This is a genomic window from Thioclava sp. JM3 (genome assembly GCF_002213185.1).
Classification (GTDB): Bacteria; Pseudomonadota; Alphaproteobacteria; order Rhodobacterales; family Rhodobacteraceae; genus Thioclava; species Thioclava nitratireducens.
Map to the genome: position 1 here is coordinate 326966 of NZ_NBOB01000004.1, position 26976 is coordinate 353941.

Below are 26976 nucleotides of genomic sequence, written 5' to 3' on the forward strand. Positions count from 1 at the left end.
CCGGCGATGGGCGAACCCGAGGTCAGAGACCGAACCACGGGGCGGCATGGGACACGATCTCGTCAAGTTCACGGTAGCGCGCGGTAAAGCCCAGAGCGTCGCGCGCCCGCGACGGATCGGCCACCAGTTCCGCCGGATCGCCGGGGCGGCGCGGCGCGTCCTTGAAGGGCACCTTGCGCCCCGTCACCCGCTCGACCGAGGCGATCACCTCGCGGATCGACGCGCCCCGTCCGGTCCCTAGGTTCAGTTTCAGGCTATCTCCGCCGCCCTCCAGGTGATCGAGCGCCAGAAGATGCGCGCGGGCCAGATCGTCGACATGGATATAGTCGCGGATGCAGGTGCCGTCGGGCGTCGGATAATCCGTGCCGAAGACCTTCACCGCCGGGCCCTGCCCCGAGGCCGCACGCAGCACCAGCGGGATCAGATGGGTTTCCGGGTCGTGGCGCTCGCCGATCTCGCCGCTCGGCTCGGCGCCGCTCGCGTTGAAGTAGCGCAGGGCCGCGAACCGCAACCCGGTCGCGGCAGCGGCATCCTCCAGCATCCATTCGCAGATCAGCTTGCTGCGGCCATAGGGGTTGATCGGGTTTTGCGGCGTGTCCTCGGAAATCGGCAGCGTCTCGGGCGTGCCATAGGTGGCGCAGCTCGACGAGAAGACGATCTTGTCGAGCCCCACCGCCTGCATCGCGCCCAGAAGGGCGGTCATCCCACCCAGATTGACGTCGTAATATCGGGTGGGCTCGGCCACGCTCTCACCGACATAGGCCAGCGCCGCGAAATGGATCACGGCGTCGATCCGGTGGTCCTCGAGCGCTGCCTCGACCAGATGCCGGTCGCGCAGATCGCCCTCGACCAGAGGCCCCCAGCGCACCGCATCGGCATGGCCGCGCGACAGATCGTCAAAGACCACAGGGGTGTGCCCCGCCTCGGCGAGCGCCTTGCAGCAATGCGACCCGATGAAGCCAGCGCCCCCGGTGACCAGAACCTTCGACGTCACTTAGGCGCCCCACCCGTCGCGCAGCATCGCCCCCACGATCTCGGGCGCGAGAACCCCGTCACGGCAGGCCATATCGCCCGGCATCTTGCCGCAGGCGCGCTCCATCGCGCGCAGCGTTCCGCGCCCGGCGAAGCCGTCGAGCGGGCCACGGTACAGCCCCTGCTTGGCGAGATGTTTCTGGATCAGATAGACCGCGAGCCTCGGATTGGCCTTGAAAAGGTCGCGTGCCTCTGCGGCGGACATCTTGGCCATGGCCGGCGCGATCTCTCCGGCGAGCGGCGCGAAATCTGCGTCGTGCCGATGCATCGCTGCGCGGATGGTCATCTCGTAATTCGCCCGCTCTTCCGGCGTGAACAGATCGGCATGCGCTTCTAGGAACGTCGACGCCCCCTTGGGATCGCGCCGCACGTTGTAGGCGTTTCCATCGCGCAAGAGACCGACGAGATAGCGCGCCGCCGTGCGGTTGCCTGCTTCGGCGGCCTCACGCAGTTGCGCCACCGCCATCTTGCCATCACCGCGCATCGAGATGCCCCAGATGCGGCGTGTGGCGTCGAGCACTTCGATCCGCTCGTTTCCGGCCGCACGGGCGGCCTTGGCGTAGCCGTCGAACTTGGCCCGCGAGACCTTGCCGCTGCCGAGATAGCCATACATCGCGCCCTCGGCCAGCGTCGCATAAGCGCTGCCGATGCCCGCGGCCCCTGCGCGCTGCAACATCGTCTCAGCCGCGGCCGGATCGCGCTGCGACCACATCATCTCCTCGCCAAATTTCCACAAGCCGGTTGCGTCGCCCGCCTCCGCCGCAGTCTCGAACAGGTCGCGCGCCTTTTCGCGGTTCCGGGGCACGCCGATGCCATAGAGATAGGCTTCGCCCAGCTTGATCGCCGCATCCCGGTTTCCCGATTTCACCTGCGCCTCGAGAAGGGCCCGGCCACGGTCGGTGTCTCGCGGCAGTACCCAGCCGCCCAGCAATTGCTCGCCCAGCACGCGCGCGGCGCCGGCATCGCCGGCATCCGCGGCTTGCGACAGGAGCTCCGTCGCGCGGGCGCGATCCGTCGGGACCGGACCACCCCAGAGGAGCAACTCTCCGGCCATCCGCGCGGCCTGGGCATTACCCTCCGACGCCGCGCGTTCCAGCATCGCGAGCCCCGTCTCGGGATCGGCGGGAACCTTCGGTGTCCCCCAGATCAAATCATGAGCACGCGCCGTCGTGTCGGGCTGCGTCTCCTCTGCCTGCACCGCGCCACCTGCGACGCAGAGCACGAGGGCGAAAGCCCCCAACGTGTCGGTCCAAATCTTGCGTGACATAGGTCCTCCCTTGGCGGGGCCTACCCGCCGACCAGATAAGGCAAAGCCAGACCGGCAAGCGCGATCGAGACGCCCATCGGGAGCTTTCCCCGTGCGTAACAGCTCTTCCAACCCAAGCGAGGCCCGAGGCGCGCCGCAACTGGCGCGCTTTGCAGCCCCATCGTCAGCGCCGAGCCTGCGAAAAGCGCGACGGAAAAGGCGATCAAAAACTCCCCCATCGCCGCAGAGGGCACGAACAGCATCAGGGCCGCGAGGAATTTCACGTCCCCGCCTCCGAAGGCGCGCAGCACGAAGAAGACGTAGCCAACCGCGAAAGTGATCGCTGCCGCGGCCAGCCGCAGGCTCAGCTCGTGCAGAGCTAGGAACGGCGCGCAGAGCGCAAAGAAGCCCAGCGTAATCAGCACGATCCTGTTTGGGATGCGCATCTCGCGCAGATCGCTGAGCGCGACCCAGATCAACACCGGGGCCAGCGCCGCCAGCGGCAGGAGTTGCGCAGTCATGCGACCCGTCCGGATTTCGCGCCGCCGAGTTCGAACGGCAGTCCGGAGACAAGCTGGAAGGTCAATTCCGCCAGGTTGCGCGCGCCCGTCTTGGAATAGAGATTGCTTAGATGGGTGCGCAGGGTGGATTCCTTGATCCCCAGCTCCGCAAGCATCTGATCGGGCGACTGGCCATGGCGCAGCAGCAGGCAGACGCGATATTCCGACCGGCTAAGGCGCGCCGGGTTATCCGCGCTCAGGATCGGCGAGCCGATGAGCGGCGCGGCCTGCTTGGCGGCCGATTTCAGCAAGCTCTCGGTGAACATGCCTCGCGCGCGGTTGTGCCAGGTGCGGCTAAGCGTATCGCCGAGCGTCGTCAGCACAGCCTGCTGATACTGGCGCAACTTCTCCGTGAAATGCAGCTCCAGCGTATCGACCCAGCGATCGCTGATCTCGAGCGGGATGACCACCATCTCGATCAGGTTGCGACGGGCGAGCGCCGAGGCGACCGCAGGCGGCACGTCCTCGTCCTGCATCGAGCGATACCAAGTCGAGCCCTTCTTCGCCTTGTCCAGGTAATCGCCCAGCAGATCGCCCGCGAAGCTTTGCTCCAAGGGGATCCGGCAACCCGATCTCGCCCTGTCATGAACCAGCGCCCGCGCCGGTGCGCCCGCATCTCGCGGATAGCGCGCCAATATGATGGCCTCGGCCCCGATACTGTCGGTCAGATATCTCAATGCCATGCGGAGCGGGTTCGTCCCGTGCAAACACTCACACCACTGTGCAACGGCCCCAATCATGCCCGCTTCGATAGCGCGCTCCTGCCCGGGCGGTGCCCCGGCTGTTCCATAGTCTCGCATGGTCCCCACCATCCCCAGAAACTATTATATGTGGCCCCTTTTCTTAGCGTGACAGCGCGTGGGCCATCTCTAAGCGTAACTCCTAAATGGTTTAATTCCTAAGCTAGCCATTTGGACTATATCCACAGAACCCAGGAATGTATCCACAGGCAGCCGATACACCCAAAGGTTGCAATTTCGGCATTTAGGTCGAAATTTCGTCCGTAAAAATTGCCCGTAAACAATGCCTTGGGAAAAGCGCCGATTTGGAAACGATTCGATTTACTGGGCGTAGTTCATAAAATATCGAATCACCACGGGGCCGACCGCGATCAGGATCAGCGCCGGCAGCATCAGCGAAGCGAGAACCCCGGACATCTGCACCGGCAGGCGATTGGCCTTTTCCTGCGCGCGCATCTCGCGGATGCCACGCAGATCGGCGGCATAGGTGGTCAGGGCCTGTGCCATGGACGCCCCGAAGCGCAGCGACTGGCTCGCGACATTGGCGAAAGCGCGCACGGTCTCGACCCCGGTGCGGTCGGCCATGTCCCGCAGGGCCGCCTCGCGCTCGCGACCGGCCTGGACCTGTCGCTGCACCGAGAGGAACTCGAAGGAGATCTCCGGCGAGGTCTCGGCCAGTTCGTTGCCGACGCGAGTCATCGCCGCATCGAACCCCATGCCGCTCTCGATGGCGACCTGCATCAGGTCGAGCGCGTTCGGAAAGCTTTCCTCGATGCGCAACCGCCGCTCACGCATCCGGCCGTTGAGCCACATCAGCGGCAGCAGGTAACCGCCAGCGACAAGGCCGGTGAGTATCTGGTAGGTCGCGATACCGCTCAGGCTGCCGAGGCGGGCATCCAGCCCCAGCGGCAGCGCGATGTCGGGGCTACGCGCGGCGATCAGGAGCCCCATGAAAATCCCCGGCAGACCGATCCCCAGCGCGATCCGGATCAGAGTGAAGCGGCGCAAGGCGCTCGCCCCGGACAGCCCGGCCTGCGCGAGTTTGCGTTCGAGCTTGGAGCGGGTCTGGCGGTCTGCGGGCACGAAGGCCTTCAGGATCTGACCCGGACGGGCTTCCGGCGCCTTGAGATAGCCATGCTCGGCACGTCCCCCCGTTTTCGGCCCGCCAATGGCCGCAATGCGCTCGGCGGCACGGTCGCGCTGGAAGGCGGCCTGAAGCCCGACGATCAGCAGCAGCAGGCCGAAGCCGATCCCGGCGGCCAGAAGCGTTTCGGGCGCGATGCCCATCCGAAGCGCAAAATCCTCGATCCGTGTCATCAACATGGTCTCTCTCCCCGGCTCAGATCCGGAACTGCACCAAGCGGCGCAGCACCACGGCATTCAGGACAATCAGCGTGATGACGATGATCGCCATCGTGCGGAACATCGGCTGATCGGCGACCTCGCCATAGTAATTGGGCGAAATCAGCGAGGTGAAGCCGAACATGATGAAGGGCAGAGCGGTCAGGAACCACGCCGAGGCGCGTCCCTCCGCCGAGATCGCGCGGATCTTGCGCCGCATCGAGATCCGGCCCCGCGTCGTCGCCGCCAGCACTTCGAGGACGCGGGCGAGATCGCCGCCCGTGCCATGCTGGATGCCGATGCTGGCGGCGAGATAATCGGCGTCTTCCAGCCCCACCCTCTCGGCGAATTCCAGCACCGCGTCAGGAAGATCTTCACCGTAGGTGACCTGATCGAAGATGATGCCGAACTCGGTGCCGATCGGGTCCGGCATTTCCTCGGCCACGGCGCCGATCGACATGTTCAGCGGATGGCCGATCTTCAGACCGCGCGCCAGCATGTCGAGCGCGTCGGGAAGTTGGCCGGTCAGCACCTTCATCCGCTGCGTCGCCCGCGAGCGCAGGACCAGAAAAGGCAGCACCAGCCCGATGACCAGTGCCGCCGGGGCCGCCCGCAACGGGCCGAGCGGCGCAAGCGCGAGTACGAAACTCCCGATCGTAAGCGCGGCGCAGAGCAGCAGGAATTTGTCCGGCCCGATCCGGAAGCCCGCACGATGCAGCAGGCGCGGCAGGTCGAAGCTCTTGGGGAGCCGCGCGATCCATCCCTTGCGCGGATCGGGCTTGAGCAGCGCAAGCACCTCCTCGGTGTCGCGGCCCTTCGCGATCATCTTCATCCGGCGGCTCTTGGCCTCGCCGCTGGTCTCCGTCCGGTTGAGCAGATGCAGCCCCCCGGTCAGCGCCAGCAGCACGCCAAGCGCGATGCCGCTATAGGCGACATAGGCGGCAAGGTCTTTTTCTATTATCTCCCACATGGCTCAGTGCCCCCGCATCTTGAAATCAGTCGGATCGACCGCGACGCCCGCTGCGATCAGGTCTTCGAGGCAGCGCGGGCGCAGGCCGGTGGCGGTGAACTCGCCCTCGATCGCGCCATCTGCGGTGGTGCCGGTCTTCCGGAACGTGAAGATGTCCTGCATCATCACGATATTGCCCTCCTGCCCGGTGATTTCCGAGATTGACAGCACCCGGCGGCGGCCGTCGGAGAGGCGCGCAATCTGCACCACGATGTCGAGTCCGGAGGCGATCTGCGAACGGATCGCGGTCAGCGGCATGTCGAGGCCGATCATGGTCACCATCTGCTCGATCCGCCCCAGGGCATCACGGGCGGAATTGGCGTGGACGGTGGTCATCGAGCCGTCATGGCCGGTGTTCATCGCCTGCAACATGTCGAAGGCTTCCGAGCCGCGCACCTCGCCCACGATGATCCGGTCGGGCCGCATCCGGAGCGCGTTCTTCACGAGATCGCGCTGGAGCACCGCGCCCTGCCCGTTCGGATTTGGCGCCCGGGTTTCCAGCCGCACGACGTGCTCCTGCTGCAGCTGCAGTTCCGCTGCATCCTCGATCGTCACGATCCGCGTGCGCGGGTCGATGGCGGCAGAGATCGCGTTCAGCAGCGTCGTCTTGCCCGAGCCGGTGCCGCCGGAAATCAGGATGTTCTTACGGGCATGGACCAGCCCCTGCAGGAACCGCGCCGCCGCCCCGGTCATCATCCCGGTCTCGACGAGCCGCTCCAGCGTATAGGGCTGGCGCGAGAACTTGCGGATCGAGAGGCTCGGCCCGTCGATCGCGCAAGGCCGGATGATCGCGTTCACGCGGCTGCCGTCATCGAGCCGCGCATCGACCCAAGGGTTGCTCTCGTCGATCCGGCGACCCACCCGCGAGACTATCTTGTCGATGATCCGGAGCAGATGACGCTCGTCGCGGAAGCGCACCGCGGTGCGCTCCAGCACGCCGTGACGTTCGACGAAGACGCGGTTGCAGCCGTTGACGAGAATATCGTTGATCGAGGGATCGGCCAGCAACGGCTCGAGCGGGCCAAGGCCCAGCACCTCGTTGAGAAGCTCGTCGACCAGCGTCTTGAACTCCTCCGCGCGCAGCGGGGTTTTCGCGTCGCGCAGTTCTTCGCTGACCAGTGCGGCCACTTCGCGGCGGAGTTCCTCAGGCACGACCTTGTCGAGCATCGACAGGTTCAGCCGATCAAGAAGCGCATCGTGCAACCGGCTTTTCAACTCCAGCGCGCGGCGCTGGCTTTCTTCGTCGATCGAAGGCGCCGCCGGTTTCGGCGGGTTCTTTTGCGCGACCATCTCGCGCGCCTCTTTCGGCGGACTTCCCGCGAAGGGCTTGCCGAGCGGGATCACCTTTTCGGTCTCGGTACGTTTGGACCCGCGATCCGTGAAATTGCGAAACATCTCGTGTTCCCCCTCAGTTCGACCGGGCCGCGCTCTGTGCGAGCCGCCCTTTCGCAAGACCGGCGATCGCTTTCGACAAGGCGGAGCGCCGTCCGATCCGCGCCAGCGGCACTCCGCGATCGGCGGCCTCCCGTGCGGCGCGCGGGTCGTCGGGAAGCCAGTGGCTGAGGTCGCGATCGAGCGCCTTCGCCGCTTCCTGCTGCAGCCGTGAGCGCATCAGCGGACGGCTTTGATGGTTCACGACCACCTCGATCTCCAGTGCGAGGTTTTCCTCGCGATAGGCGTCGATCAGGCGGCGTGCCTGCTGCAGCGACGGCACCGCGAGATCGGTCACCAGATACAGCAAGGAGGCGCGCGCCAGCACCGGCGAGACCCAGTCGATCAGCGCATGCGGCAGATCGACGATGACGTAATCGCAGCGCGCCTGCATCAGCGTGATCAGCTCGGTCACCTGATCGGCCCCGAGCGCGCCGAGCGGCGCGAAGGCGGCAGGAGCGCAGAGCACTTCCAGCCCGTCTTTCGAATATTGCAGCGACTGGTCGAGGAAGGTCTCATCGGGCATCGCGCCGCTACGCGCCATGTCGTAGAGCGCCGGGCTCGGCTCGAGGTCCAGGAACCCCGCGACCATGCCGAATTGAAGGTCGAGGTCAATCAAGCCGACGCGGCGCGGCGCCTGCCCTTTCTTGGCGCCCTGAGCCGAGAGCTGATGCGCGAGGTTCACCGCCAACATCGTCGCCCCGATGCCACCACGGCTGCGCGCAACCGCGATCACCTGGCCTTCATCGTCGGGTGCCTCCGTCTGCGCCATACGCCCGGTCTCGGCAGAAAAGCTCAGCCGGCGCTTGGCGGGTGCGGCAAGGTCGCGAGCGCTCGGCTCGGGCACCAGGACCATCGGATTGGTTCTACGAGTCATTTCATCTCTCCCCTTGCTTTAGCTACCCGCGCCCTGCGCGAGATCCTCGCCCGGCATCGACGTACTCATGCTCGGGAAGGCGATATCTGCATCAAGATTTTCATCGGCGGTGCCCGTCACGAGCCCCACCAGCGCGCCCAGCGGCGTCGCGAATACGAAGTTCACATTCTGCAATTCGACCGTGACCATCGGCACATAGGGCCCGCCGAGGAACCCGAGTTCGGGATCGTAGGAATAGCTGAAGGACAGGTTCGCCGCGCTCGAGCCATTGGGCAGCGCCGGGGCCACGATCGGCCAGATCTCGGCCACGGTCGGATTCGTCATCGCGCCCGAGCAGCTTACCGTCGCTGGTGCGGAGCAGACCCAGCTCTCGGCGCTGCAATTGGTGCCGAATTGGGGCTCCGCCTGGTCCTTCGGCGTCACGCCGCGCGTATTCGTCTCGGGCACACCGGCGCAGGCCGGCGGGCGCACCGCGGCGAGCCGCGCCGCAACCTGCAGCCCGCGCTGCATGTTCACGTAGTGATAGGCCAGACGACCGAAATCCAGCAGCCCGAAGAACACCAGCAGGTAGAGGCCGAAGACCAGCGTGAACTCGACAAGGGTCGCGCCCTCTTCGTCACGCAGGAAGCGGCGGAAGCCATGTGCCCGATATGCGAAACGCGCGCTCATGAGCCGAAGACCCGGTTCTGGTCGGCGACGACCGTGGTCACGGTGCCGAGCGTGGAGGGCGTCACGAGGGTGAAGAGACCGGCGAAGGGGAAAGTGATCGTGACATTCGCCGCAACTTCGACGATTGGCGCATCGCCGAAGCGATAGCTTCCTGCGATGCAGTCGAGGCTCGGTTCGACGCTGGTGACTGTCACGCCGCCGCCCAGAACGCTGCCGCCGGTGATCGCGTTGCCGACGATATTCGCGAGCGTCGCCGCCTGACCGTCGACGCTGCCACCGGTTTCGCAGATGCTGCGCGGGGTGATGCGGGCGAGGTAGCGGCTCGCATCGCGCACCCCGCCGATCACCGTCTGGTAGGCGAGGAACATCCGCCCGCTCTCTATGATCGCGGCAAACAGGATCAGCATCAGCGGCAGCACCAGCGCAAATTCCACCAGCTGCGCACCCTCATCATCGCGCCAGATCCGGCGCGGGCTGCGGAGGCGATATGCACGAAACCACCGCATCGCGCTCACCGGTAAAGCTGGACGACGTCGCGGACCATGCCGCCCGTGCCCAGTTCCTCTTGATCGCCATTGCTGGCAGAGCCGATAACCTCGCCCCAGATATCCATCGTCGGCGGGCTCGATCCGTCCTCGCCCACCGGCTCGGTCAGGAAGACCTTGACGAATTCCTTGACCGGCACGTTCGAGGCCGCACCCTTGATCACGGTGCCCGTCTCGGCGCTGCAATCGATCCCCGCGACGATCAGCACGCGGCGATCGGCGTTAGGGGCGGCCGCCGGCGCGCAGCTCGGCAGGCCCGTCTCGGCCCGGTTCGACAGTATATCGCCGCCATTCGCCGCCGCAATCTCGGCAAGGTAGAGATCGTAACGGGTCACAGCGTCGGCGAAGGGATCCGTCGCACCCTCTGCCGTGATGTCGATGCCGTAATTCTTCTGCATGTAGGTGATGCGACCCTGCGACCAGTCGCCATCGCCGAAGCGACCGCATGGCTCAGCTGCGCCCGGCATGAAGCAATCGTCACGCGGCAGACCGACCGTATCGGGCGAGACCTCCTCGTTCTCCTTGATGCAGGCGTTCTTGCTGGTGTTTTCCTTCCCGCTCGGGTTGGCCGCGACGATCCCCTTGATGACATTGGGTGCGGGCGCGTAATTGGGATCCTTGCTGAGGCCGTTCATGATCGACTGGTACATGTCGAAGCGCACATTGAAGATCGCCGCGTTGCGCCCTTCCTTCTGGCCCGGCTCGAGGTCGACGCCGCGCTGGTTGAAGCATTGGGTGATCTTGCTGACCGCACCGAGCAGGCAGGCGTCGAGCTGGGCTCCGGATTTATTCGCGCAGGGCCCGTCTTCGTCGACCTTGGCGCGTTTCGGATCGAGAAACCCGAAATCACCGGGCCCCCAGGCTGCGTCGCCGCCCCCGCCAGAGCGCAGCAGGATCATCTGTCCGATGTCTTTCTCCGCGTCGAAACCGGGCGGGACGCAGAACATCAAGGGCGTGACGTCGCAGGCGAGGATTTCGAGCCCCGCCACCGCCTGCGCCGAGGCCGAGCCGTCGAAAGCGTCATAGCCGCCCATCGTCGTGAAGGCCGCGGCGAAGACGCCCTGAACTTCGCGTTCGTTGACGTCAACTCGGACGAAGGCGGCTTTTGTCGGATCGGTGGTGACCGCGTCTGTCGCGTCATTGTCGTTTGCCGGGAGCGCGCTGAGATAGGTCAGGGTCACGTCATTCGCGGCCCCAAGCACCCGCGAGCCAGTCGCGAAAGTCTGGCTGTCGACGATGAGTTGGGCCGCGGCATCGGCCCGCGTGATCGCGTCATTGTTGCCGTCAAGTTCGCCTGCCGCCGCCAAGGCCACCGAGTCCGCGAAGGATTGCAGCTCCGAGCGGGTGCTGCCGAGCCGCCCCAGGTCGAAGGACAGCGCGACGAGCCCCAGCAGCACAACGAGGCTCATCCCGAAGAAGACGAGGATCGTCCCGTCTTCCTCTCTGGCGAAACGCCGGATGCTGTTCTGGATGCGCCCCATCGACCCCGAGCCTCACTTGATCGCGGTTTCGGTGACTTCGGTGCCGCGCCGGACGATCACGGTACGGATCCGCGTCGGTTCGAGCTTGTTCTTCGGGCGCTCGCTGAGAATGTCCGCGAGACCGATCGAAGGCAGCGGATCGCTCTCGGCATCGTCCAGCGTGCGCAGCGTCAGGCTCAGCGTGCCCGCCTTCTGCGCGAGTGCGAGGCGCTGGCCCTGTTCGGGCGAAACCTCGACGGTGACTGTACGCGCCACGCCGGGGGTCTTCACCTTCTCATCGGCTTCCTGATCGACCCCGATGACGCGGACATCCTGCAAGATCGTCACGGTCTTGAGCGTCTCATTGCTACCGCGCGTCATCATCACGTCGACACGGTCGCCCGGCGTCACGAAACCACCCACCCCGCTCGAGGCGTTGACCTCGATCGCCATGGCGCGGCTGTTAGGGCCGAGGGTCTGGACGATGGTGACCTTTTCGCCGTAATTCGAGACCTTGGAGGCGAGGATCAACTCGCCCTGCGCGATCTCGGCGCGGGCCCGGCGCGGCTCTCCGCCCGATTTCGGCAGGAGGGCTGCGTAATCGGTGAAGACACCCGGCGGCAGCGCGTCTTTCGGCCAGGAGATCGAGGTCAGCTTCTGAGCCTCGATGGTCTGACCGAAGGGAATGTTCTGTGCTGCGGCGAGCACCTCGACGAGGCCTTCGCGCTCGGCGGCGACTTCGCGTTTGTATTTCGCCTCGAAGAAATCGCGCGCCAGGTAAGCCGAGCCACCTGCCACGGCGAGTCCTGCGGTGAAGGTCAGCAAAGATGCGATACGCATGGCGCTCTCCGTTTTGTGGAATGGAAAAGAAATTGGCGGCTCGCCTCAAATGACGAACCGCCAGATAAGTTTAGCCGCCGGCGCCAGTCATGATGGTCGTGGCGTCAGTCATTTGAGTTTCCACGGCATCGCCAAGGTCAGTGTAGACGGTCCCTACGATGGCCAAAGCGATGGCCAGAGCAAGGCCGTATTCGACGACCGTGACGCCCTCTTCGTCGGACTTCAGACGGCGCAGCGAAGCGAGTTTGAACAGTTTCATGGTCTTTCTCCGTTTCTGAAATGCCGGCCCACCCCGGCGTTTAAATCTGGCCCCGTGTCCCCTGTTGAGCCGGGCAGCCAAGATTCAGATTGCGAGGGTTTCGACGCGGAGGCATCGGCGCGGCGTCGCAATATAACAACTCAAAGTTGTATTTTTTGGCAGCGGTGCCGAAATCTGGACCCCGGACACGCCGATGGCCCCCGCGAATGCGCGGCAACGCCCAAGCCGCGATTCGTCGGTCGGGCGCGATTCTCGTCTTGTTGCGGAGGTTTGGCGCGTGCCACGGAATGACGCCGTTCAGGCTAATGCGCCGTTCGAGCTACGGCCCGAGCGCCGATGCGGTGACAAAAGCGCCAAAATCGACGGCTGCCCCGAAGCGGGACACTCGGCGTCGCGAGATGGGCGGACGGTCCGCTCTGCGAAGGTCGGCCTCAGCCGGGCAATGCGTCCACGAGCTGCGCGAAATGATCGCCGCGTTTCTCGAAATTCGGATATTGGTCGAAGCTCGCCGCGGCGGGCGCCAGCAGGACCGTGTCGCCCGCCTCGGCATCGCGGGCGCAGGCGGCGACGGCGGCTTCCATCGTCTCGCAAATCTCATGCTCGACCGCCAGTTCCAGCGCGAAATCGCGCGCCGAGTGACCGATGAAATAGGCTTTCTTCACCGCGCCGAGATGCTCGGATAGCGAGGCCACCCCGCCCTCCTTGCCCAGACCACCCGCAATCCAGCGGATGTTCCGGAAGGCCTGCAGCGCTTTCGCAGCGCTGTCGGTATTGGTGGCCTTGGAGTCATTGACCCAGCGCACGCCGCCCTTTTCGGCGACGGTCTGGCTGCGATGCGGCAGTCCGGCGAAGGAATGAAACGCCTCTTCGATGACGCGCGGCGAAATCCCGAGCGCGCGCACGGCGGCATAGGCGGCGCAGGCGTTCTGGTGGTTATGCGCGCCGGGCAGCCCGGTCACCTCGCGCAGATCGATCGATGCTACCTGCTTGCCCTTGCGCCATTCGCTGAGGAACCCCTTGCGGGCGAAGACCGACCAGCCCCAGTCGCCCAGCTTGCGCGACGCGGAGACCCGGATCAGGCGGTCATCGTTGCGGCCCATCATGATCTGATTGGCAAGATAGATGCCTTCGGGCTCGTCTACGCCGATCACCGCGCGATCCGGGCCGCCTTCGGCGAAAAGACGACGCTTGGCCGCGAAATAGCCGCCCATGCCGGCGTGGCGATCGAGGTGGTCGGGAGAGAGATTGGTAAAGACCGCGATGTCGGGCGTCAGAGCCCGCGCCAGATCTGTCTGATAGGAGGACAGCTCCAGCACCACGACCTCGCCATTTTCGGCCGGTTCCAGATCGAGCACGCCGCGCCCGATATTGCCCGCCATCTGGGTCGGGCGCCCGGCCTCTTCCAGAATGTGGTGGATGAGCGCCGTCGTCGTGGATTTCCCGTTCGAGCCGGTGACGCAGATCGTGCGCGGTGCCTGATCGTAGCGCATGAAATCGTCGGTGGCCCATGAGGCGAAGAACAGGCCGATATCGTTGTCGACGGGCACGCCCGCCTCCATCGCCGCAGAGATCACCTGGTTCGGCTTGGGATAGAGATGCGGGATGCCTGGCGAGACGATCAGCGCCGCGACACCCTCGAAAGCGCCGTGGCGGGTCAGGTCGCGGCAGCTATAGCCTGCATCCTCGGCGCGCGCGCGGCCTTCGGGGCTGTCATCCCAGCAGATCGGCTCGGCCCCGCCTGCGCGCAGCGCCGCCGCCGTCGCCAGACCCGAACGCCCGAGCCCGAGCACCGCCACCTTCTGTCCGTCAAAGCCCTGCACCGGGATCATGGAAGTCTCCTGTCGCCTCGCGGGAATGCCCCGCCCTTCAGACCTGTCGCGCTCAGCGCCGCAGGGGCCTGCCCCCGCACCTCCGGGATATTTGAACCGATACGAAGGGGAAAGGGGGAACACGGCGCGGAGAGGGTAAGACACGCAAAAACGGCGCGCACGGAGGGGGAGGAACCGTGCGCGCCGAAAAGGGTCTTCTTGGTCCGGTCGTTAGATTACGACTTCTGGTCTTGCTGCTTTTCGAGCTCCGTCAGGATATCCGACAGGCTCGCGTTGAGGGTCAGTTTGCCCGAGCCGACTTCCGACGCCGGAACGGTGATCTTGAACATCGAGACAGCCGTGTCGAGCGTGTCATCGGTGCGGACATAGACCTGGTCGGTCTTGCCCATGTTCATGACCTTCGTGATCGTACCGACCGCGGCACCGTCCGAGGATACGACAGCATCGTCCACACCTGCCTGAACCTCGTTACCGACGATGCCGGCGTCCTTTTTCAGCTGGTTCTGCGCCGGGATCGATTCACCACCGTTCGAGGTCTGTTCGGTCGTCGCGGCGCCGACCTTCTTGCCGGCGACACCGGCGGTGTTGTTGACATCGCTGCCCGTGGTGACGTTCACGGCGGGCGGGTTGCCTGTGGAGGTCTGATCGTTCGGAACGACCTGCATCTTGTAGTCGACGAGACCGTACTGGCCGTTCTCCGCGTTGCTGCCCTGGGTCACGCCATTTGCGTGGGTGGCAACGGCGCCGAGGGAGAGCGTAGCGGCAAGAGCGGTCGTCGAAAGGATGATGTTGAACTTGCGGGTCATCGGGGTCTCCTCGCTAAAAAAACTTTTGCGACATCTCGCGTCGCGGTTCGGGGAGACAACCAACGAATTTCGCTCTGGTTCGCTCAAATAATTTTGAGAAAAACCACGGCGCGCCTCGAGGAACCAAAGCGCGCCGGAAGAGATCGCGCGCGGGGCGCGATCGGGGAAAAAGATGTGCGGGTCAGCGGATCTTCAGTGTCGCCAGACCGATCAGCGCGAGGATCAGCGAGATGATCCAGAAACGGATGACGATCTGCGGCTCCGACCACCCCTTCTTTTCGAAATGGTGGTGGATCGGGGCCATCAGGAAGACCCGTTTGCCGGTGCGTTTGAAATAGGCGACCTGGATGATCACCGAGAGCGCCTCGACCACGAAGAGCCCGCCGACGATGCCGAGGACGATCTCGTGCTGGGTGCAGACCGCGATCGCGCCGATCGCGCCGCCAAGCGCGAGGCTGCCGGTGTCGCCCATGAAGACCGCCGCCGGCGGCGCGTTGTACCACAGAAAGCCCAGACCGCCCCCCATCAGCGCCGCGGTGAAGATCACCAGTTCCCCGGTGCCGGGCACGAATTGCACGCCGAGATAATCGGTGAAGTCGGTGCGGCCCACGACATAGGCGATCGCGCCCAGCGTACCCGCGGCGATCATCACCGGCATGATCGCGAGCCCGTCGAGCCCGTCGGTCAGGTTCACCGCATTGGCCGCGCCCACGATCACGATCATCGCGAAGGGGATGTAGAAATAGCCTAGGTTCAGCACCAGATCCTTGAAGAACGGGATCGACAGCCGCCCTTCCAGATCGGACGGGTGCAGATACCACGTCAGGAGCGACGCCAGAAGCGCGAGCAGGAAGCCGAGCGCGAGCCGCGCCTTGCTGCTGACCCCTTTGGTGTTCTGCTTCGAAACCTTGGCGTAATCGTCGGCGAAGCCGATTGCGGCGTAGCCGTAGGTCACCATCAGCACGACCCAGATATATCCGTTGTCGAGCCGCGCCCAGAGGAGCGTCGACACCAACAACGCGGTGAGGATAAGGATACCGCCCATCGTGGGCGTCCCGGCCTTGGAGATATGCCCCTCGGGCCCGTCATCGCGGATCGGCTGCCCCTTGCCCTGAGTGCGGCGCAGGATCCCGATCAGCCAGGGTCCGAAAATGAACCCCACCAGCAGCGCTGTGAAGAACGCCGCCCCCGCACGGAAGGTGATGTAGCGGAACAGGTTGAAGACGCCCCCGCCATCGGAGAAGTCGGTCAGCCAATACAACATTAGTCTTTTCCCTTATGGGCCTCGACCGCTCCGGGCTGGCCGAGTTTTCTCAATACGCTCACGACGAGGCTCACCTTGGAGCCCTTCGAGCCTTTGACCAGCACCACGTCGCCGGGGTCGATCAGGTGGCGGGCGCGCTCTGCCAGCTTGTCCGCCGTTTCATACCATTCTCCCCGCTTGGTGCGCGGCAGGGCTTCGCGAAGCGCCGCCATGCGCGGTCCCGCGAGATGCACGAGGTCGACCTTCACCATGGCCGGGTGATCGGCGATGGCCGCGTGCAGCGCCGTTTCGTCCTCGCCCAGCTCCAGCATGTCGCCAAGGATCGCGATGCGGCGCCCTTTCGCGGTGCGCCCAACACCGTCGCGTGGCTTGGCGCCTGCCAGAACTTCGAGCGCTGCGGCCATCGAGGCGGGGTTCGCGTTGAACGCGTCGTCGAAGAGGTCGAAGCTCTCGGCCTCGTCCACCACATCCATATAGACCCGCTCGCGCTGACCGCGCCCGGCGGGGGGCTGCCAGTTGCCCAGATCCATCGCGGCAATGGTCGGATCGCAACCCGCGGCTTCGGCCGAGGCCAGCACGCCGAGCGCGTTGGCCGCGAAATGCCGCCCCGGGGTCATCACCTTGAACAGGATCGACGTGCCATGGTGGTCCGCCTGAACGACGGTTGCGTCGCCCGAGATGCGGGCCTCGACAAGACGGTAGTCTGAGCCCGGCTCGGGGCCGAAGGTGACCATTGTTCCTGCCTGCTGGGCGGCCTCGCGCAGGATGTCGGAGGTCTCCAGCCCGGTCGGCACGATCGCGGTGCCGCCCTCGACGAGACCCTGGAAAATCGACGCCTTCTCATGCGCGATGCCTTCGATACTCTCGAAGGCCGCGAGATGCGCGGGCGCGACGGTCGTTATCATCGCGGCATGGGGCTGCGCCAGTTTCGCCAGCGGCGCGATCTCGCCCGGATTGCTCATCCCGATCTCGATCACGGCGAAATCGGCATCCTGCGGCAGGCGCGCCAGCGTGATCGGGACGCCCCAGTGATTATTGAAGCTCGCCTCGGCCGCGTGAACCTTGCCTTGAGCGGAGAGGACAGCGCGCAGCATCTCTTTGCTCGACGTTTTGCCGACCGAGCCGGTGACGGCGAGCACACGGGCCCGCGCCCTTGCGCGCCCCGCCCGCCCCAATGCTTCTAGACCCGCGAGGACGTCATCCACGATCAGCAGCGGGTCGTCTTTCGAGCAGCCCTCGGGAATGCGACTGACCATCGCCGCCGCCGCGCCTTTGTCGAGCGCCTGTCGCACGAAGTCATGGCCGTCTCGCACATCTTTGAGCGCGACGAAAAGATCGCCCGGATGTATGGTCCGGGTGTCGATGGAAATTCCGGTCGCGGCGAAAGCCTGCGTGGCCTCACCATCGGTGGCGGCAGCCGCGTCGCTCGAGGTCCAGAGAACGGCCATCAGATTTTCCCGTCCAGCGCGGCAACAGCGACCGAGGCCTGCTCGGCGTCGTCGAACGGGTAGGTGTCCGAGCCGATGATCTGTCCGCTCTCATGGCCCTTGCCCATTACCAGCAGCGCATCGCCGGGCTGCAGCAGATCGACGCCGCGCAGGATCGCCTCGGCCCGGTCGCCCACTTCGAGCGCCTTTGGCGCGCCTTCCAGCACGGCAGCGCGGATCGTTGCGGGATCTTCCGAGCGCGGATTGTCGTCGGTCACGATGACAATGTCGGCATTCTCGGCGGCGGCCTTGCCCATCAGCGGGCGCTTCGTCGCGTCCCGATCCCCGCCTGCGCCGACGATGGCGATCAGGCGGCCCATCACATGCGGGCGCAGCGCCTTCAGCGCGGTCTGCACCGCATCCGGCGTGTGGGCGTAATCGACGAAGACCGTCGCGCCGTTGTCGCGGGTGGCAGCCAGTTGCATCCGCCCGCGCACGGTGGAGAGCTTCGGCAGTGTCGCGAAGACCTCCTCGGGGTCGGCGCCGCACGCGATGGCGAGCGCCGCACCGGTAAGCACATTCATCGCCTGGAACCCGCCGATCAGCGGCAGGCGAGTCATCTGGGTCCAGCCTTCCCAGGCGAAGCGCACATCCTGACCGGTAGCATCGAACCGCTGCCCGAGAATCTGCATCTCGCAGCGTTCGGTATGGCCGATCCCGATCAGCTCCTGACCGCGCGCAGTGATATAGCGCGCGAGTTCCTCCCCCTTGGGATCGTCGAGATTGATCACCGCCGCTCCGTCTTCGGGCAGGACCCGGGTGAAGAGCCCAGCTTTGGCCGCGAAATACTCCTCGAAGCTCGCGTGGTAATCGAGGTGATCTTGCGAGAAGTTGGTGAAAGCGGCCGCCGAGAGCGTCACACCATCCAACCGACGCTGCGCGAGCCCGTGCGACGAGGCCTCCATCGCGGCATGGGTCACGCCGACGGCAGCCATATCCGAGAGCAAGCGATGCAGGGTGATCGGCTCGGGCGTCGTATGCGGCGAAGGTGCGGCAAAGCTGCCCTCGACGCCTGTCGTGCCGATATTCGCGGCCTCGAATCCCAGCAACTGCCAAATCTGGCGGGTAAAGGTCGCGACCGAAGTCTTGCCGTTGGTGCCGGTCACCGCGATCATCGTCTCGGGCTGGCGCTCGAACCACAGCGCTGCCGCGAAAGCGAGCGCCTGACGCGGATCTTGCGTGACGACAATGGCCGTATCGGTGCCCGCGAGCGCCTCGCGCGCGGTTTGCTCGCCCGCGCGATCGGTCAGCACCGCGGCTGCGCCCATGCGCAATGCGTAAGGAATGAACTCGGCCCCGTGGATCTGCGTGCCCGGCAGCGCCGCAAAAAGATGGCCCGGTTTGACCTGCCGACTGTCGACCGACAGTCCCGAGATCGCGCAGTCTGCGCCCTGCAGCGGCGTCAGCCCCAATTCGCTCAGCATTTTGGTGCCCGCAGCCATCGTATCCGTCCTTTATTCAGCTCGCCGCACTTATCCGGCGACACGTCTGCGAGGTCAAGGCGACAGGCCCTGCCCCCTGTCTCTATGCGCGGGTTCATGCACGTGGCGTGACACCCGCCTACCGACCCCGAAAACGTCAGTCTTTCTTGACCAGACTGATGCCGTCGAGCGTGTCGGGTGTCGTCGGTTCGGGGCGCAGGCCCAGAAGCGGCGCGACACGGCGGATCGTCTCGGCCGCAACCGGCACGGCGGTCCAGCCTGCGGTGCGGCGCGGCGTGTCGCCGGAGGTATCCGTCGGCTCGTCCAGCGTCAGAACCAGCACATATTCGGGATTGGTCACCGGGAAGACGCCCGCGAAGGTCGAGATCACCTTCTTGTCGTAATAGCCGCCCTGCGGATCGGGCTTGTCGGCGGTGCCGGTCTTCCCCGCGACCTGATAGCCCTCGACATTGCCGTAGCTTGCGGTGCCGCGCGTCACAACGGCGCGCATCATCGCCAGCGCCTTGTGGGCGACCTCCGGGGACACGACCTGCGCGCCTTCCGGGGCGCCGAATTCCTGCTTGTGCGGCTTGCGCGGGCCGCCATTGGCGATCAGTGTCGGCAGCACGCGCCGCCCGTCATTGGCGATCGTCGCATAGGCCGTCGCAAGCTGCAGCGGGCTGTCGGAGAGACCGTGACCGTAGCCGATTGTCATCGCGGACAACTCCGACCAGTTCTTCGGCAGGATCGGACGGCCCGTCGGCGCCTCGATCAGTTCCACCGGCGAAGGCTCCAGAAGGCCCAGCTTGCCGAGGAACTCGCGCTGCTTCTCGGGGCCGATCTTCTGGACGATCCGCGCGGTGCCGATATTCGAGCTGTGCACGATCACGTCGGTGACCGACAACTGCTTGCCGTAATTGTGGAAATCGTGGATGCGGAACTTGCCCCAGCGCAGCGGACCCTTAGTGTCGATCATCGTCTCGGGCGTGACCAGACCATCCTGCATCGCCTGCGACACCGCGAAAATCTTGAAGGTGGAGCCGAGCTCGTACATCCCCTGAACCGCGCGGTTGAACAGCGGGCTGTCGGAGGGGTCACCCTTCAGAAGCGGCGCGGGGCGGTCGTTCGGGTCGAAATCGGGCAGGCTCGCCATCGCGACGATCTCGCCGGTGTGGACCTTCATCAGTACCGCGGTCGCGCCCTTGGCGTTCATCAGCTTCATGCCGCCCGACAGCACATCCTCTAGCGCCGATTGCACGGTCAGATCGAGCGAGAGCTTGAGCGGCTGCCCGCCATTGGCCGGATCGCGCAGCCAGCTGTCATATTCCTTCTCGATCCCTGCCACGCCGAGAATCTCGGCGGAGTTCACGCCTTCTGTGCCGTAGCGCGCGCCACCAAGAATATGCGAGGCGAGATGGCCGTTGGGATAAAGCCGCATCTCCCGCGGGCCGAACAGAAGGCCGGGATCGCCGATATCGTGAACAGCCTGCATCTGCTCCGGGCTGATGCGGCGCTTGATCCAGACGAACTTGCGATGGCCGGTGAAGTCCTTCTTCAGCCGGTCGCGGTCGAGATCGGGGAAAATCTTCACCAGCTTGTCCACCGTGCCCAGCGGGTCGATCATCATCGGCGGCTGCGCGTAGAGCGAGTGGGTCAGCAGGTTCGTCGCGAGCACCCTGCCCTTGCGGTCGACGATATCGGCGCGTTGGGCGTGAATCTGCTCGGTCGTGGAATCGGTCTGCGGCTCTTCGGGGCGCGCGGCGGCGAAAGAGCCCATGCGCAGTCCCACCGTCAGGAAGGCCGCGAGGAAGATCACCGACATGACCAGCAGACGGCCTTCGGCGCTTTGACGCGCCTTGTCACGGGTGGCCTCGCCGCGCAGACGGCGGTTCTCGCGTTCGATCGCGTCGGGGTTCTCGCCTTTTTCGCGGGCGTCGAGGATACGGGCGAGCGGGCGAAGGGGCGTGCGCATCAGTTCCCTCCCTCGGGATCGGCCTTGACCTCGACAGGATCGGAAAGGCCGGCCAGATCGGTGCCGGACGCACCAGTATCATCGGCCTGCGGTGTCGGGTAGGCAATCTGGGCGACGGTTCCGAATTGCTCTGGCGTCATCGGCAGAAGATGCAACGAGGTGAAGTTGAGATTGACCAGTTCGCGCAGGCGCTGCGGGCGGTTGAGATAAGCCCATTCGGCGTTCAGCACGGTCAGGCCCTCGTTCAGCGAGGCGATTTCCCGGTTGAGGTCGCGCAGCTCGTCGATCCGGTCCTGGGTGTCGTAATTGACGTGATAGGCCCAGAAGGCGAGCGCGAGCACACAGGCAGAAGCGGCAAGATAGGCAAGCAGTCTCAACGGCGTTTCCCCTTCTTTTCCCCGGTGACAAGCTTCGGAAGCCCCAGTTGCGTGCGATCGGCCTTGCCGGCGGGCGCATCCGTGCGCCGCCCCACCCGCAACCGAGCCGAGCGTGCACGCGGGTTTTCCGCCAGTTCCTCTTCGTCGGGCCCGTCGCCTTTCACGGTAATTTCAAACGCGGGATCAAGGGTTTGCTGAACCGGCGCGTGGCGCGAACCGCCCCCGCCCGTCGACGAGCGCGCAGCGAAGAAGCGCTTCACAACCCGGTCTTCGAGCGAGTGGAAGCTGACCACCGCCAGCAGCCCGCCGGGTTTCAGCGCACGTTCCGCGGCCTCCAGCCCCTCGATCAACTGGCCGAATTCGTCGTTAACCGCGATGCGCAGGCCCTGAAAGCTGCGCGTTGCGGGATGGCTTTGCCCCGGTTTCGGGCGCGGCAGGCAGCGCTCGATCACCTTGACGAGCTGTTGCGTGGTCTCGAATGGCTGAACCTTGCGCGCCTCGACGATGGCCTTGGCGATCCGGCGCGAGGCGCGCTCCTCGCCATATTGATAAAGGATATCAGCGAGTTCGCCCTCATCCGTCTCGTTGACCAGATCGGCAGCCGACGGCCCTTCCTGCGACATCCGCATGTCGAGCGGCCCGTCGCGCATGAAGGAAAAGCCACGATCGGCCTGATCGAGTTGCATCGAGGAGACGCCGAGATCCAGCACCACCCCGTCGAGCAATTCGTCGGAATAGGTATCGAGTTCGGAGAACGTGCCTTCGACCAACTCCAGCCGGTCGCCGTATTCGCCGCGCCACGCCTCGGCCATCTCGAAAACCGCCGGATCGCGATCCACGCCGATCACCTTGTCGGCACCCGCCTCAAGCAAACCGCGCGCATAGCCGCCCGCGCCGAAGGTTCCGTCAAGCCAGGTCCCAGAGACAGGCGCGACCGCCCGAAGGAGCGGCCGCAGCAAAACCGGGACGTGGGGGGCGTCTGGCAGGGCGTCCCGATCCGTCATGGCTCACCCCTGCGACAAAAGGCTGAGAGGGTCGAAATCTTCGCCCTGCTCTTCGATCCACTGATCGATATTGGCTTCATCGGCAGCGGCGAAGGTCTCGGGGTTCCAGATTTCGAAGGTCTCGCCCACGCCGGAGAAATAGGCCTCCTTGTCGAGACCGATCTTCGTACGCAAGGCCGCCGGGAGAACGAGGCGGCCGTCGGGATCGACTTCGGTCGGGTGCGATTTGGACAGAACCATCCGCTGGAGGATCGTGCGCTGCTTCGAGCCGCGCGGCAGCGCCGCGATATCGGCAGCCAGCGCCTCGAAAGCGGCCTGCGTGTAGATCTGAAGCATTTTCTGAGTATCGGCACCGTAGACGATGACCATTCGGGGGCGATCTTTGTTCGGGCGCTCGGGGTCACCCTCTTCGAGCTCACGACGAAACAGCGCGGGGATCGACACGCGACCCTTACTGTCCACCTTGAAGGTGTATTCGCCTATGAACATGCCCGCCAAAGCGCGCTCCTATCACCTGTCCCGCCGGGCCGGGCCCGGAATGAAAACGGCGGATTGGGCTGCTGCCACTGCCCAATCCGCCGCCCTCGTTCCCATCACTGGGTATGTCCGACTGCACGCGCCACCTGGGGGGATGGGATGTCTGCTCGCTCGCGCGCCGGATCTCTTTGTTTTCGTGAAGCGATGGCCTGTATGAAACCTGCTTTTCGCCGTGAGGTCTTGGTGCCTCTATTTGCATTCGCTTCCGATGAATTAGGGATGCCACGGGAATTCATGGCACGCAAGAAAAAATTTGCCGAAGATTGGGCAGATCTTGTCCGCAGCAGCACCCCGCCCCAAGGCCCTGCGCGCCTTATCGCATATCCCTAGGCATCATGAAGGAAAAATTCACCATATCTGGTAGCTGCGAACGCAGACCAAGCTTTCCCACGAAATCCCAAAAAATTTCAATCGAGATGGAACCTGTGATTTTTAAGCCGCAATTGGAGCCACCTGAGGCACCATTTTCCGCGCTCACCGCGGCGTGATTTTGCGCGAGCCGATGTGAATACGCCGTGATTCCACCAAGAATCTCTGCGAATCCCGGCTCACGCGCTCTCTACGCCCTCGTGAAGTTCCATGGAAGGTGCCATGATTTCCCATGACCTTCCCGCGAACATGAAAAAGGCGTCCGTTGAGGACGCCTTTCCCAGAGCAACCTTCGCCGCCAGATCAGATCAGATCGCGGTCGATCAGCCCACGCGCAAGAGTGGCGTAGCCTTCGGCTGCCGGCCCCTCGCTCGCGGCGACCGGGGTACCCGCGTCACCCGCGAGCCGCACGTCCAGGTCAACGGGCAGCGCACCGAGGAACGGCAGCCCCAGCGATTTCGCCTCCGCTGCAACGCCGCCATGACCAAAGAGATGCGCCTCGTGGCCACAATTCGGACAGACGTAAGAGGACATATTCTCGACCAGCCCATGGATCGGCGTCTTCAGCCGCTGGAACATGTCGATCGCCTTCTTCGCATCGAGGAGTGCCACGTCCTGCGGGGTCGAGACGATGATCGCCCCGTCCAGCTCGGTTTTCTGACACAGCGTGAGCTGCACATCCCCCGTCCCCGGCGGCAGATCGATCAAAAGCACGTCGAGCGGGCCGTATTCGTCCCATTTCACCTGGAACAGCATCTGCTGCATCGCACCCATCAGCATCGGGCCGCGCCAGATCACCGCTTCACTCTCTTTCAGCATGAGGCCGACCGACATCAGCGTGACGCCATGCGCCTGCAACGGCAGGATCGTCTGGCCATCCGGCGAGGCCGGCCGCTTGCTCGCCCCCATCATGCGCGGCAGCGAGGGACCATAGATATCGGCATCCAGCAGCCCAACCCGCTTGCCCGCGCGCGTCAGCGCCACGGCGAGGTTAGAGGCGACGGTAGATTTGCCCACGCCCCCCTTGCCCGAACCCACGGCGATGATCTTCTTCACACCCGGCACCTTTTGCGGGCCCTGCTGGGGCTTGGGATGCCCTCCGATCGCGGGACCACGCTGTTGCGACTGTTGCGCCGTGCCGCCGAGGCCGCGCGGAGGGCCCGAAGGCACGACGACCGTCACGCTCGTCACCTCTGGGAGCGCCTTGATCGCCGCCTCCAGCGTGGGGCGCATCGCCTCCAGTTCGGGTTGCGGCGCGCCTTCGAGCACGAAGCGCACCACGCCGTCTTGCACCGCGAGCGCGCGCACGAGATCGCGGCTCACAGCGGTCCCGCCGCCCGGCACTTCCACCGTTTGCAACGTCGCAAGAACCGTTTCCTTGCTCAGAGCCATGCAGATTCCTCCATTCCCGGGTCCATTATCCGCCCGCATACTCGTGATTTGGCCGGAACTGTGGCGTTTTTGCCGCGCAGTTCAAGTCGAGAACTGCCCATACGGTCAGGAATCCCCCATGCCCCGCGAGGGGAGCGCAAATATCTTGCGCCTCTCTCCCGAAAATAGGTCAGAATCATTCATGCATTTTCTGCATGGCGGCATTGAGGCTTCCCGGCATTGTGCAACCGCAGCATTAGCGCCATCTTTGCTCCAACGACGACGGAACACGAAGTAACGAAATGGGTCGACAAGCTGGAACCAGCAGCGACCCTCGCAAGTAGATAGATGAGGCTGATACGATGGCACTCGCACAAGACATCCAACTGAACGACAGCGGCTTCGCCGCACTGAAATCGAAACTGTTCGAAGCCCTGGCCCGCCGCAAGGTGTATCGCCAGACGCTCAACGAGCTGCGCTCGCTCAGCAGCCGCGAACTGAACGACCTCGGGCTGCACAGCTCGATGATCACCCGCGTGGCCTATGAGGCCGCATACGGCAAGTAATTCTCTTCCTGAGCCCCTCTCCTCCTCCCTGGGGCTCGGAACTTGGGCGGCGCTCTCTCTCCTCCTCCCTGAGAGCGCCGCCACACCAAGACATACCGGCCCCAAGCGGCGAGACGCCGCGATGCCGGACCAAAGCTGCCCGGATCTCTCCTCCTCCTCCCTGAGGGATCCGCGCCGAGCAGGCGGCGACCTCTCTCCTCCTCCCTGAGGTCGCCGCCTATCATCGGCGGAAATATGCGACAGGCTGTCGCATGCTGCAGTGCAGCACTTGATATCCGGACCGGCAGGTCCAATTTGATACGAAAGGCCCTCTCCTCCTCCCTGGGCCAATCGTTTCGGCGGCGCCCTCCTCCTCCTCCCTGAGGGTGCCGCCAACCAGATACCGAGGGTCCTCTCCTCCTCCCTGGACCCGAGGGTGTGACGCCGCTTCCTCCTCCTCCCTGAAGCGGTGTCGACAGTGCCGAAGGGTCTCTCTCCTCCTCCCTGAGACCTGACGGCAGAAAAGAGACGGCGGCGCCCCTCCTCCTCCCTGGGCGCCGTCGTTTTCTTTTATGCCCCTGCCAGATGAACCTTCGGAGAGGCTCCGCCCCGCACCCCTCGCGCACCCCCGGGATACGTCTCCCGAGAAGAAGAGCATTGCCCTCGCGCGCGCTGACCGGCAGGAAGGGCCCAAGGAGACCGAACCGATGCTGTCTTACCAACACGCCTATCACGCCGGAAATCTGGCCGATGTGCACAAGCATGCGCTGCTTGCGTCTGCGCTCGATTACCTCACGCGCAAGGACAAGCCGCTGAGCTACCTCGAAACCCATGCCGGGCGCGGGCTTTACGCGCTTGACGGGGCGGAAGCGGCGAAGACGGGCGAGGCCGCCGCCGGGATCGCCCGGGTGGAAGGCTTGGGCTGGTTCGCCCCCGATCATCCCTACATGCGCGCGCTGGCAGCGGTGCGGGCGCAACACGGGGCGCAGGCCTATCCGGGCTCGCCTTTGGTGGCAGAGGCGCTGTTGCGCCCGATGGACACGATTCAACTATGTGAACTGCACCCGCAGGAGTTTTCCGCCCTGCGAAGCGCAACACGACGCAGCGGAGCGGTCCTGCACAAGGCAGACGGGCGCGAGATGGCGCTGGCGCTGACGCCCCCCACCCCGCGCCGCGGGATGATGCTGATCGATCCGAGCTTCGAGGAGAAAGCCGATTACACGGCGATGCCGAAGCTGATCGGTCATATCGCGAAGAAATGGAACGTCGGCATCATCGGGCTTTGGTATCCGATGCTGGCCTCGGGCGCGCAGGAGGCGATGGTCCGCACCCTGCGCCGCGATTTCCCCGAAGCGCTGAGCCACGAGGTACGTTTCCCGCCTGCCCGCGAAGGCCACGGCATGATCGGCTCTGGGATGTTCATCGTTAACCCGCCCTGGGGGCTCGTCGGCGAGGCCGAGCGGCTCTCGGAGCTATTTGCCAGCCTTTGAAGCGAGGAAAGCCTCGAACGCCTCCAGCGTGCGGGACGAGACATGATGCTCGATCCCTTCGGCATCGAGCTCCGCGACCTCTTCCGGCACGCCCACGGCGCGCAACAGGGCCACAACGGTGCGATGGCGTTCGCGCACCTGAGCGGCCAGCGCCTCCCCCGTCTCCGTCAGGAACACCCCGCGATAGGGCCGCGACACTGCGAGCCCTTCGCGCTTGAGTCGCGCGACCGCCTTGGTCGCGGTCGGATGGGCCACGCCGAGTCGTGCGGCGATCTCGGTGATACGGGCCTCGCCGAATTCCGCCGTCAGATCGGCGATCATCTCGACATAGTCTTCCAGCAGCGCGCGCGCCGCACGCTCTCGGGCCCGGTTGAACCCCTTGATCTGGGAGGGATCGGTGTCAGTCATTCGCCTGCCTTGACGGTCTCGGTCTCAGTGCCTGTCGGGGCCAGTCGGGCGCCATTTCCAGAGCGGACCGGATAACCTGTCGCGCCC

Annotated in this window: 26 protein-coding genes; 2 read left to right on the forward strand and 24 right to left on the reverse strand. The window is 65.0% G+C overall.

The genetic code is table 11. The annotated features are described in order from the left end of the window. Positions 1–22 precede the first annotated feature (22 nt). The 23 genes from galE to B6V73_RS09605 all read right to left on the reverse strand — a co-directional run bounded on the left by galE (position 23) and on the right by B6V73_RS09605 (position 24467). Positions 23–994 carry a UDP-glucose 4-epimerase GalE gene (galE, locus tag B6V73_RS09495; protein ID WP_088725105.1) on the reverse strand — a complete coding sequence of 324 codons (972 nt, stop codon included), beginning with the start codon at positions 992–994 and terminating at the stop codon, positions 23–25. Continuing rightward, entirely contained in the window at positions 995–2299 is a 1305-nt protein-coding gene (locus tag B6V73_RS09500) for an SEL1-like repeat protein (protein ID WP_088721801.1), read from the reverse strand. Between the two features lie 20 nt (positions 2300–2319). Further along, a complete protein-coding gene (locus B6V73_RS09505; protein WP_075774447.1) occupies positions 2320–2799 on the reverse strand; it encodes a prepilin peptidase in 480 nt (159 codons plus the stop codon). Then, on the reverse strand, positions 2796–3521 hold the full coding sequence (locus tag B6V73_RS09510) for a helix-turn-helix transcriptional regulator (protein ID WP_157771571.1): 726 nt from the start codon (positions 3519–3521) through the stop codon (positions 2796–2798). The genes B6V73_RS09505 and B6V73_RS09510 overlap by 4 nt, the downstream gene beginning before the upstream one ends. A gap of 378 nt (positions 3522–3899) precedes the next feature. Next, positions 3900–4901 carry a type II secretion system F family protein gene (locus B6V73_RS09515; RefSeq protein WP_088721802.1) on the reverse strand — a complete coding sequence of 334 codons (1002 nt, stop codon included), beginning with the start codon at positions 4899–4901 and terminating at the stop codon, positions 3900–3902. A gap of 16 nt (positions 4902–4917) precedes the next feature. After that, positions 4918–5889: a type II secretion system F family protein gene (locus B6V73_RS09520; RefSeq protein ID WP_075774444.1), complete on the reverse strand. Its 972-nt coding sequence runs from the start codon at positions 5887–5889 to the stop codon at positions 4918–4920. 3 nt (positions 5890–5892) lie between these two features. Next, complete coding sequence (locus tag B6V73_RS09525) at positions 5893–7323, reverse strand: CpaF family protein (protein WP_088718924.1); 1431 nt, start codon at positions 7321–7323, stop codon at positions 5893–5895. 13 nt (positions 7324–7336) lie between these two features. Next, a complete protein-coding gene (locus B6V73_RS09530) occupies positions 7337–8236 on the reverse strand; it encodes a hypothetical protein (RefSeq protein WP_141104879.1) in 900 nt (299 codons plus the stop codon). Positions 8237–8254: 18 nt separating this feature from the next. Next, positions 8255–8905: a TadE/TadG family type IV pilus assembly protein gene (locus B6V73_RS09535; protein WP_088718926.1), complete on the reverse strand. Its 651-nt coding sequence runs from the start codon at positions 8903–8905 to the stop codon at positions 8255–8257. Further along, the gene (locus B6V73_RS09540) at positions 8902–9411 is read right to left on the reverse strand and encodes a TadE/TadG family type IV pilus assembly protein (protein ID WP_075774440.1); all 510 of its coding nucleotides are present in this window, start codon (positions 9409–9411) and stop codon (positions 8902–8904) included. Before B6V73_RS09540 ends, B6V73_RS09535 begins: the two co-directional genes overlap by 4 nt. A 5-nt stretch (positions 9412–9416) precedes the next feature. Further along, entirely contained in the window at positions 9417–10931 is a 1515-nt protein-coding gene (locus B6V73_RS09545; RefSeq protein ID WP_088725106.1) for a pilus assembly protein TadG-related protein, read from the reverse strand. Positions 10932–10943: 12 nt separating this feature from the next. Beyond that, complete coding sequence (gene cpaB / locus B6V73_RS09550) at positions 10944–11750, reverse strand: Flp pilus assembly protein CpaB (protein ID WP_088725107.1); 807 nt, start codon at positions 11748–11750, stop codon at positions 10944–10946. Positions 11751–11820: 70 nt separating this feature from the next. After that, complete coding sequence (locus B6V73_RS09555; protein ID WP_088725108.1) at positions 11821–12009, reverse strand: Flp family type IVb pilin; 189 nt, start codon at positions 12007–12009, stop codon at positions 11821–11823. A 431-nt stretch (positions 12010–12440) separates the two neighbouring features. Next, positions 12441–13838, reverse strand: coding sequence for a UDP-N-acetylmuramoyl-L-alanine--D-glutamate ligase (murD, locus tag B6V73_RS09560; protein ID WP_088718930.1), 1398 nt, complete (start codon positions 13836–13838; stop codon positions 12441–12443). Between the two features lie 215 nt (positions 13839–14053). Then, positions 14054–14644, reverse strand: a complete 591-nt coding sequence (locus tag B6V73_RS09565; protein ID WP_075774435.1) for a hypothetical protein — start codon at positions 14642–14644, stop codon at positions 14054–14056. Between the two features lie 181 nt (positions 14645–14825). Next, entirely contained in the window at positions 14826–15908 is a 1083-nt protein-coding gene (gene mraY / locus B6V73_RS09570) for a phospho-N-acetylmuramoyl-pentapeptide-transferase (protein WP_075774434.1), read from the reverse strand. Continuing rightward, positions 15908–17356 carry a UDP-N-acetylmuramoyl-tripeptide--D-alanyl-D-alanine ligase gene (murF, locus tag B6V73_RS09575; protein ID WP_088725109.1) on the reverse strand — a complete coding sequence of 483 codons (1449 nt, stop codon included), beginning with the start codon at positions 17354–17356 and terminating at the stop codon, positions 15908–15910. The genes mraY and murF overlap by 1 nt, the downstream gene beginning before the upstream one ends. Further along, positions 17356–18837: a UDP-N-acetylmuramoyl-L-alanyl-D-glutamate--2,6-diaminopimelate ligase gene (locus B6V73_RS09580; RefSeq protein WP_088725110.1), complete on the reverse strand. Its 1482-nt coding sequence runs from the start codon at positions 18835–18837 to the stop codon at positions 17356–17358. Before B6V73_RS09580 ends, murF begins: the two co-directional genes overlap by 1 nt. Before the next feature lie 136 nt (positions 18838–18973). Beyond that, positions 18974–20788, reverse strand: coding sequence for a penicillin-binding protein 2 (locus B6V73_RS09585; protein ID WP_240496904.1), 1815 nt, complete (start codon positions 20786–20788; stop codon positions 18974–18976). After that, entirely contained in the window at positions 20788–21165 is a 378-nt protein-coding gene (locus B6V73_RS09590; RefSeq protein WP_075774430.1) for a cell division protein FtsL, read from the reverse strand. The genes B6V73_RS09585 and B6V73_RS09590 overlap by 1 nt, the downstream gene beginning before the upstream one ends. Continuing rightward, positions 21162–22169 (reverse strand): 16S rRNA (cytosine(1402)-N(4))-methyltransferase RsmH, encoded by a 1008-nt coding sequence (rsmH, locus tag B6V73_RS09595; protein ID WP_075774429.1) that lies wholly within the window; start codon positions 22167–22169, stop codon positions 21162–21164. Before rsmH ends, B6V73_RS09590 begins: the two co-directional genes overlap by 4 nt. A gap of 3 nt (positions 22170–22172) precedes the next feature. Beyond that, entirely contained in the window at positions 22173–22658 is a 486-nt protein-coding gene (gene mraZ / locus B6V73_RS09600; protein ID WP_078520010.1) for a division/cell wall cluster transcriptional repressor MraZ, read from the reverse strand. Positions 22659–23378: 720 nt separating this feature from the next. Further along, a complete protein-coding gene (locus B6V73_RS09605; protein WP_088718933.1) occupies positions 23379–24467 on the reverse strand; it encodes an Mrp/NBP35 family ATP-binding protein in 1089 nt (362 codons plus the stop codon). Positions 24468–24808: 341 nt separating this feature from the next. Between B6V73_RS09605 and B6V73_RS09610 the strand changes: the two genes are divergently transcribed. Both B6V73_RS09610 and rlmJ read left to right on the forward strand, forming a co-directional pair. Then, the gene (locus B6V73_RS09610; RefSeq protein ID WP_088718934.1) at positions 24809–25012 is read left to right on the forward strand and encodes a DUF1127 domain-containing protein; all 204 of its coding nucleotides are present in this window, start codon (positions 24809–24811) and stop codon (positions 25010–25012) included. A 686-nt stretch (positions 25013–25698) separates the two neighbouring features. Beyond that, a complete protein-coding gene (gene rlmJ, locus B6V73_RS09615) occupies positions 25699–26481 on the forward strand; it encodes a 23S rRNA (adenine(2030)-N(6))-methyltransferase RlmJ (protein WP_088725111.1) in 783 nt (260 codons plus the stop codon). Here the strand turns inward: rlmJ and mntR are convergent. Beyond that, positions 26464–26889: a manganese-binding transcriptional regulator MntR gene (mntR, locus tag B6V73_RS09620; RefSeq protein WP_075774425.1), complete on the reverse strand. Its 426-nt coding sequence runs from the start codon at positions 26887–26889 to the stop codon at positions 26464–26466. The genes rlmJ and mntR overlap by 18 nt on opposite strands. Positions 26890–26976: the final 87 nt, after the last annotated feature.

Coding starts and splice junctions, on each gene's coding strand:
- B6V73_RS09500 (WP_088721801.1), bottom strand. CDS start 2,299: ATGTCACGCAAGATTTGGACCGACACGTTGGGGGCTTTCGCCCTCGTG.
- B6V73_RS09505 (WP_075774447.1), bottom strand. CDS start 2,799: ATGACTGCGCAACTCCTGCCGCTGGCGGCGCTGGCCCCGGTGTTGATC.
- B6V73_RS09510 (WP_157771571.1), bottom strand. CDS start 3,521: ATGGCATTGAGATATCTGACCGACAGTATCGGGGCCGAGGCCATCATA.
- B6V73_RS09515 (WP_088721802.1), bottom strand. CDS start 4,901: ATGTTGATGACACGGATCGAGGATTTTGCGCTTCGGATGGGCATCGCG.
- B6V73_RS09520 (WP_075774444.1), bottom strand. CDS start 5,889: ATGTGGGAGATAATAGAAAAAGACCTTGCCGCCTATGTCGCCTATAGC.
- B6V73_RS09525 (WP_088718924.1), bottom strand. CDS start 7,323: ATGTTTCGCAATTTCACGGATCGCGGGTCCAAACGTACCGAGACCGAA.
- B6V73_RS09530 (WP_141104879.1), bottom strand. CDS start 8,236: ATGACTCGTAGAACCAATCCGATGGTCCTGGTGCCCGAGCCGAGCGCT.
- B6V73_RS09535 (WP_088718926.1), bottom strand. CDS start 8,905: ATGAGCGCGCGTTTCGCATATCGGGCACATGGCTTCCGCCGCTTCCTG.
- B6V73_RS09540 (WP_075774440.1), bottom strand. CDS start 9,411: ATGCGGTGGTTTCGTGCATATCGCCTCCGCAGCCCGCGCCGGATCTGG.
- B6V73_RS09545 (WP_088725106.1), bottom strand. CDS start 10,931: ATGGGGCGCATCCAGAACAGCATCCGGCGTTTCGCCAGAGAGGAAGAC.
- cpaB (WP_088725107.1), bottom strand. CDS start 11,750: ATGCGTATCGCATCTTTGCTGACCTTCACCGCAGGACTCGCCGTGGCA.
- B6V73_RS09555 (WP_088725108.1), bottom strand. CDS start 12,009: ATGAAACTGTTCAAACTCGCTTCGCTGCGCCGTCTGAAGTCCGACGAA.
- murD (WP_088718930.1), bottom strand. CDS start 13,838: ATGATCCCGGTGCAGGGCTTTGACGGACAGAAGGTGGCGGTGCTCGGG.
- B6V73_RS09565 (WP_075774435.1), bottom strand. CDS start 14,644: ATGACCCGCAAGTTCAACATCATCCTTTCGACGACCGCTCTTGCCGCT.
- mraY (WP_075774434.1), bottom strand. CDS start 15,908: ATGTTGTATTGGCTGACCGACTTCTCCGATGGCGGGGGCGTCTTCAAC.
- murF (WP_088725109.1), bottom strand. CDS start 17,356: ATGGCCGTTCTCTGGACCTCGAGCGACGCGGCTGCCGCCACCGATGGT.
- B6V73_RS09580 (WP_088725110.1), bottom strand. CDS start 18,837: ATGGCTGCGGGCACCAAAATGCTGAGCGAATTGGGGCTGACGCCGCTG.
- B6V73_RS09585 (WP_240496904.1), bottom strand. CDS start 20,788: ATGCGCACGCCCCTTCGCCCGCTCGCCCGTATCCTCGACGCCCGCGAA.
- rsmH (WP_075774429.1), bottom strand. CDS start 22,169: ATGACGGATCGGGACGCCCTGCCAGACGCCCCCCACGTCCCGGTTTTG.
- mraZ (WP_078520010.1), bottom strand. CDS start 22,658: ATGTTCATAGGCGAATACACCTTCAAGGTGGACAGTAAGGGTCGCGTG.
- B6V73_RS09605 (WP_088718933.1), bottom strand. CDS start 24,467: ATGGCTCTGAGCAAGGAAACGGTTCTTGCGACGTTGCAAACGGTGGAA.
- B6V73_RS09610 (WP_088718934.1), top strand. CDS start 24,809: ATGGCACTCGCACAAGACATCCAACTGAACGACAGCGGCTTCGCCGCA.
- rlmJ (WP_088725111.1), top strand. CDS start 25,699: ATGCTGTCTTACCAACACGCCTATCACGCCGGAAATCTGGCCGATGTG.
- mntR (WP_075774425.1), bottom strand. CDS start 26,889: ATGACTGACACCGATCCCTCCCAGATCAAGGGGTTCAACCGGGCCCGA.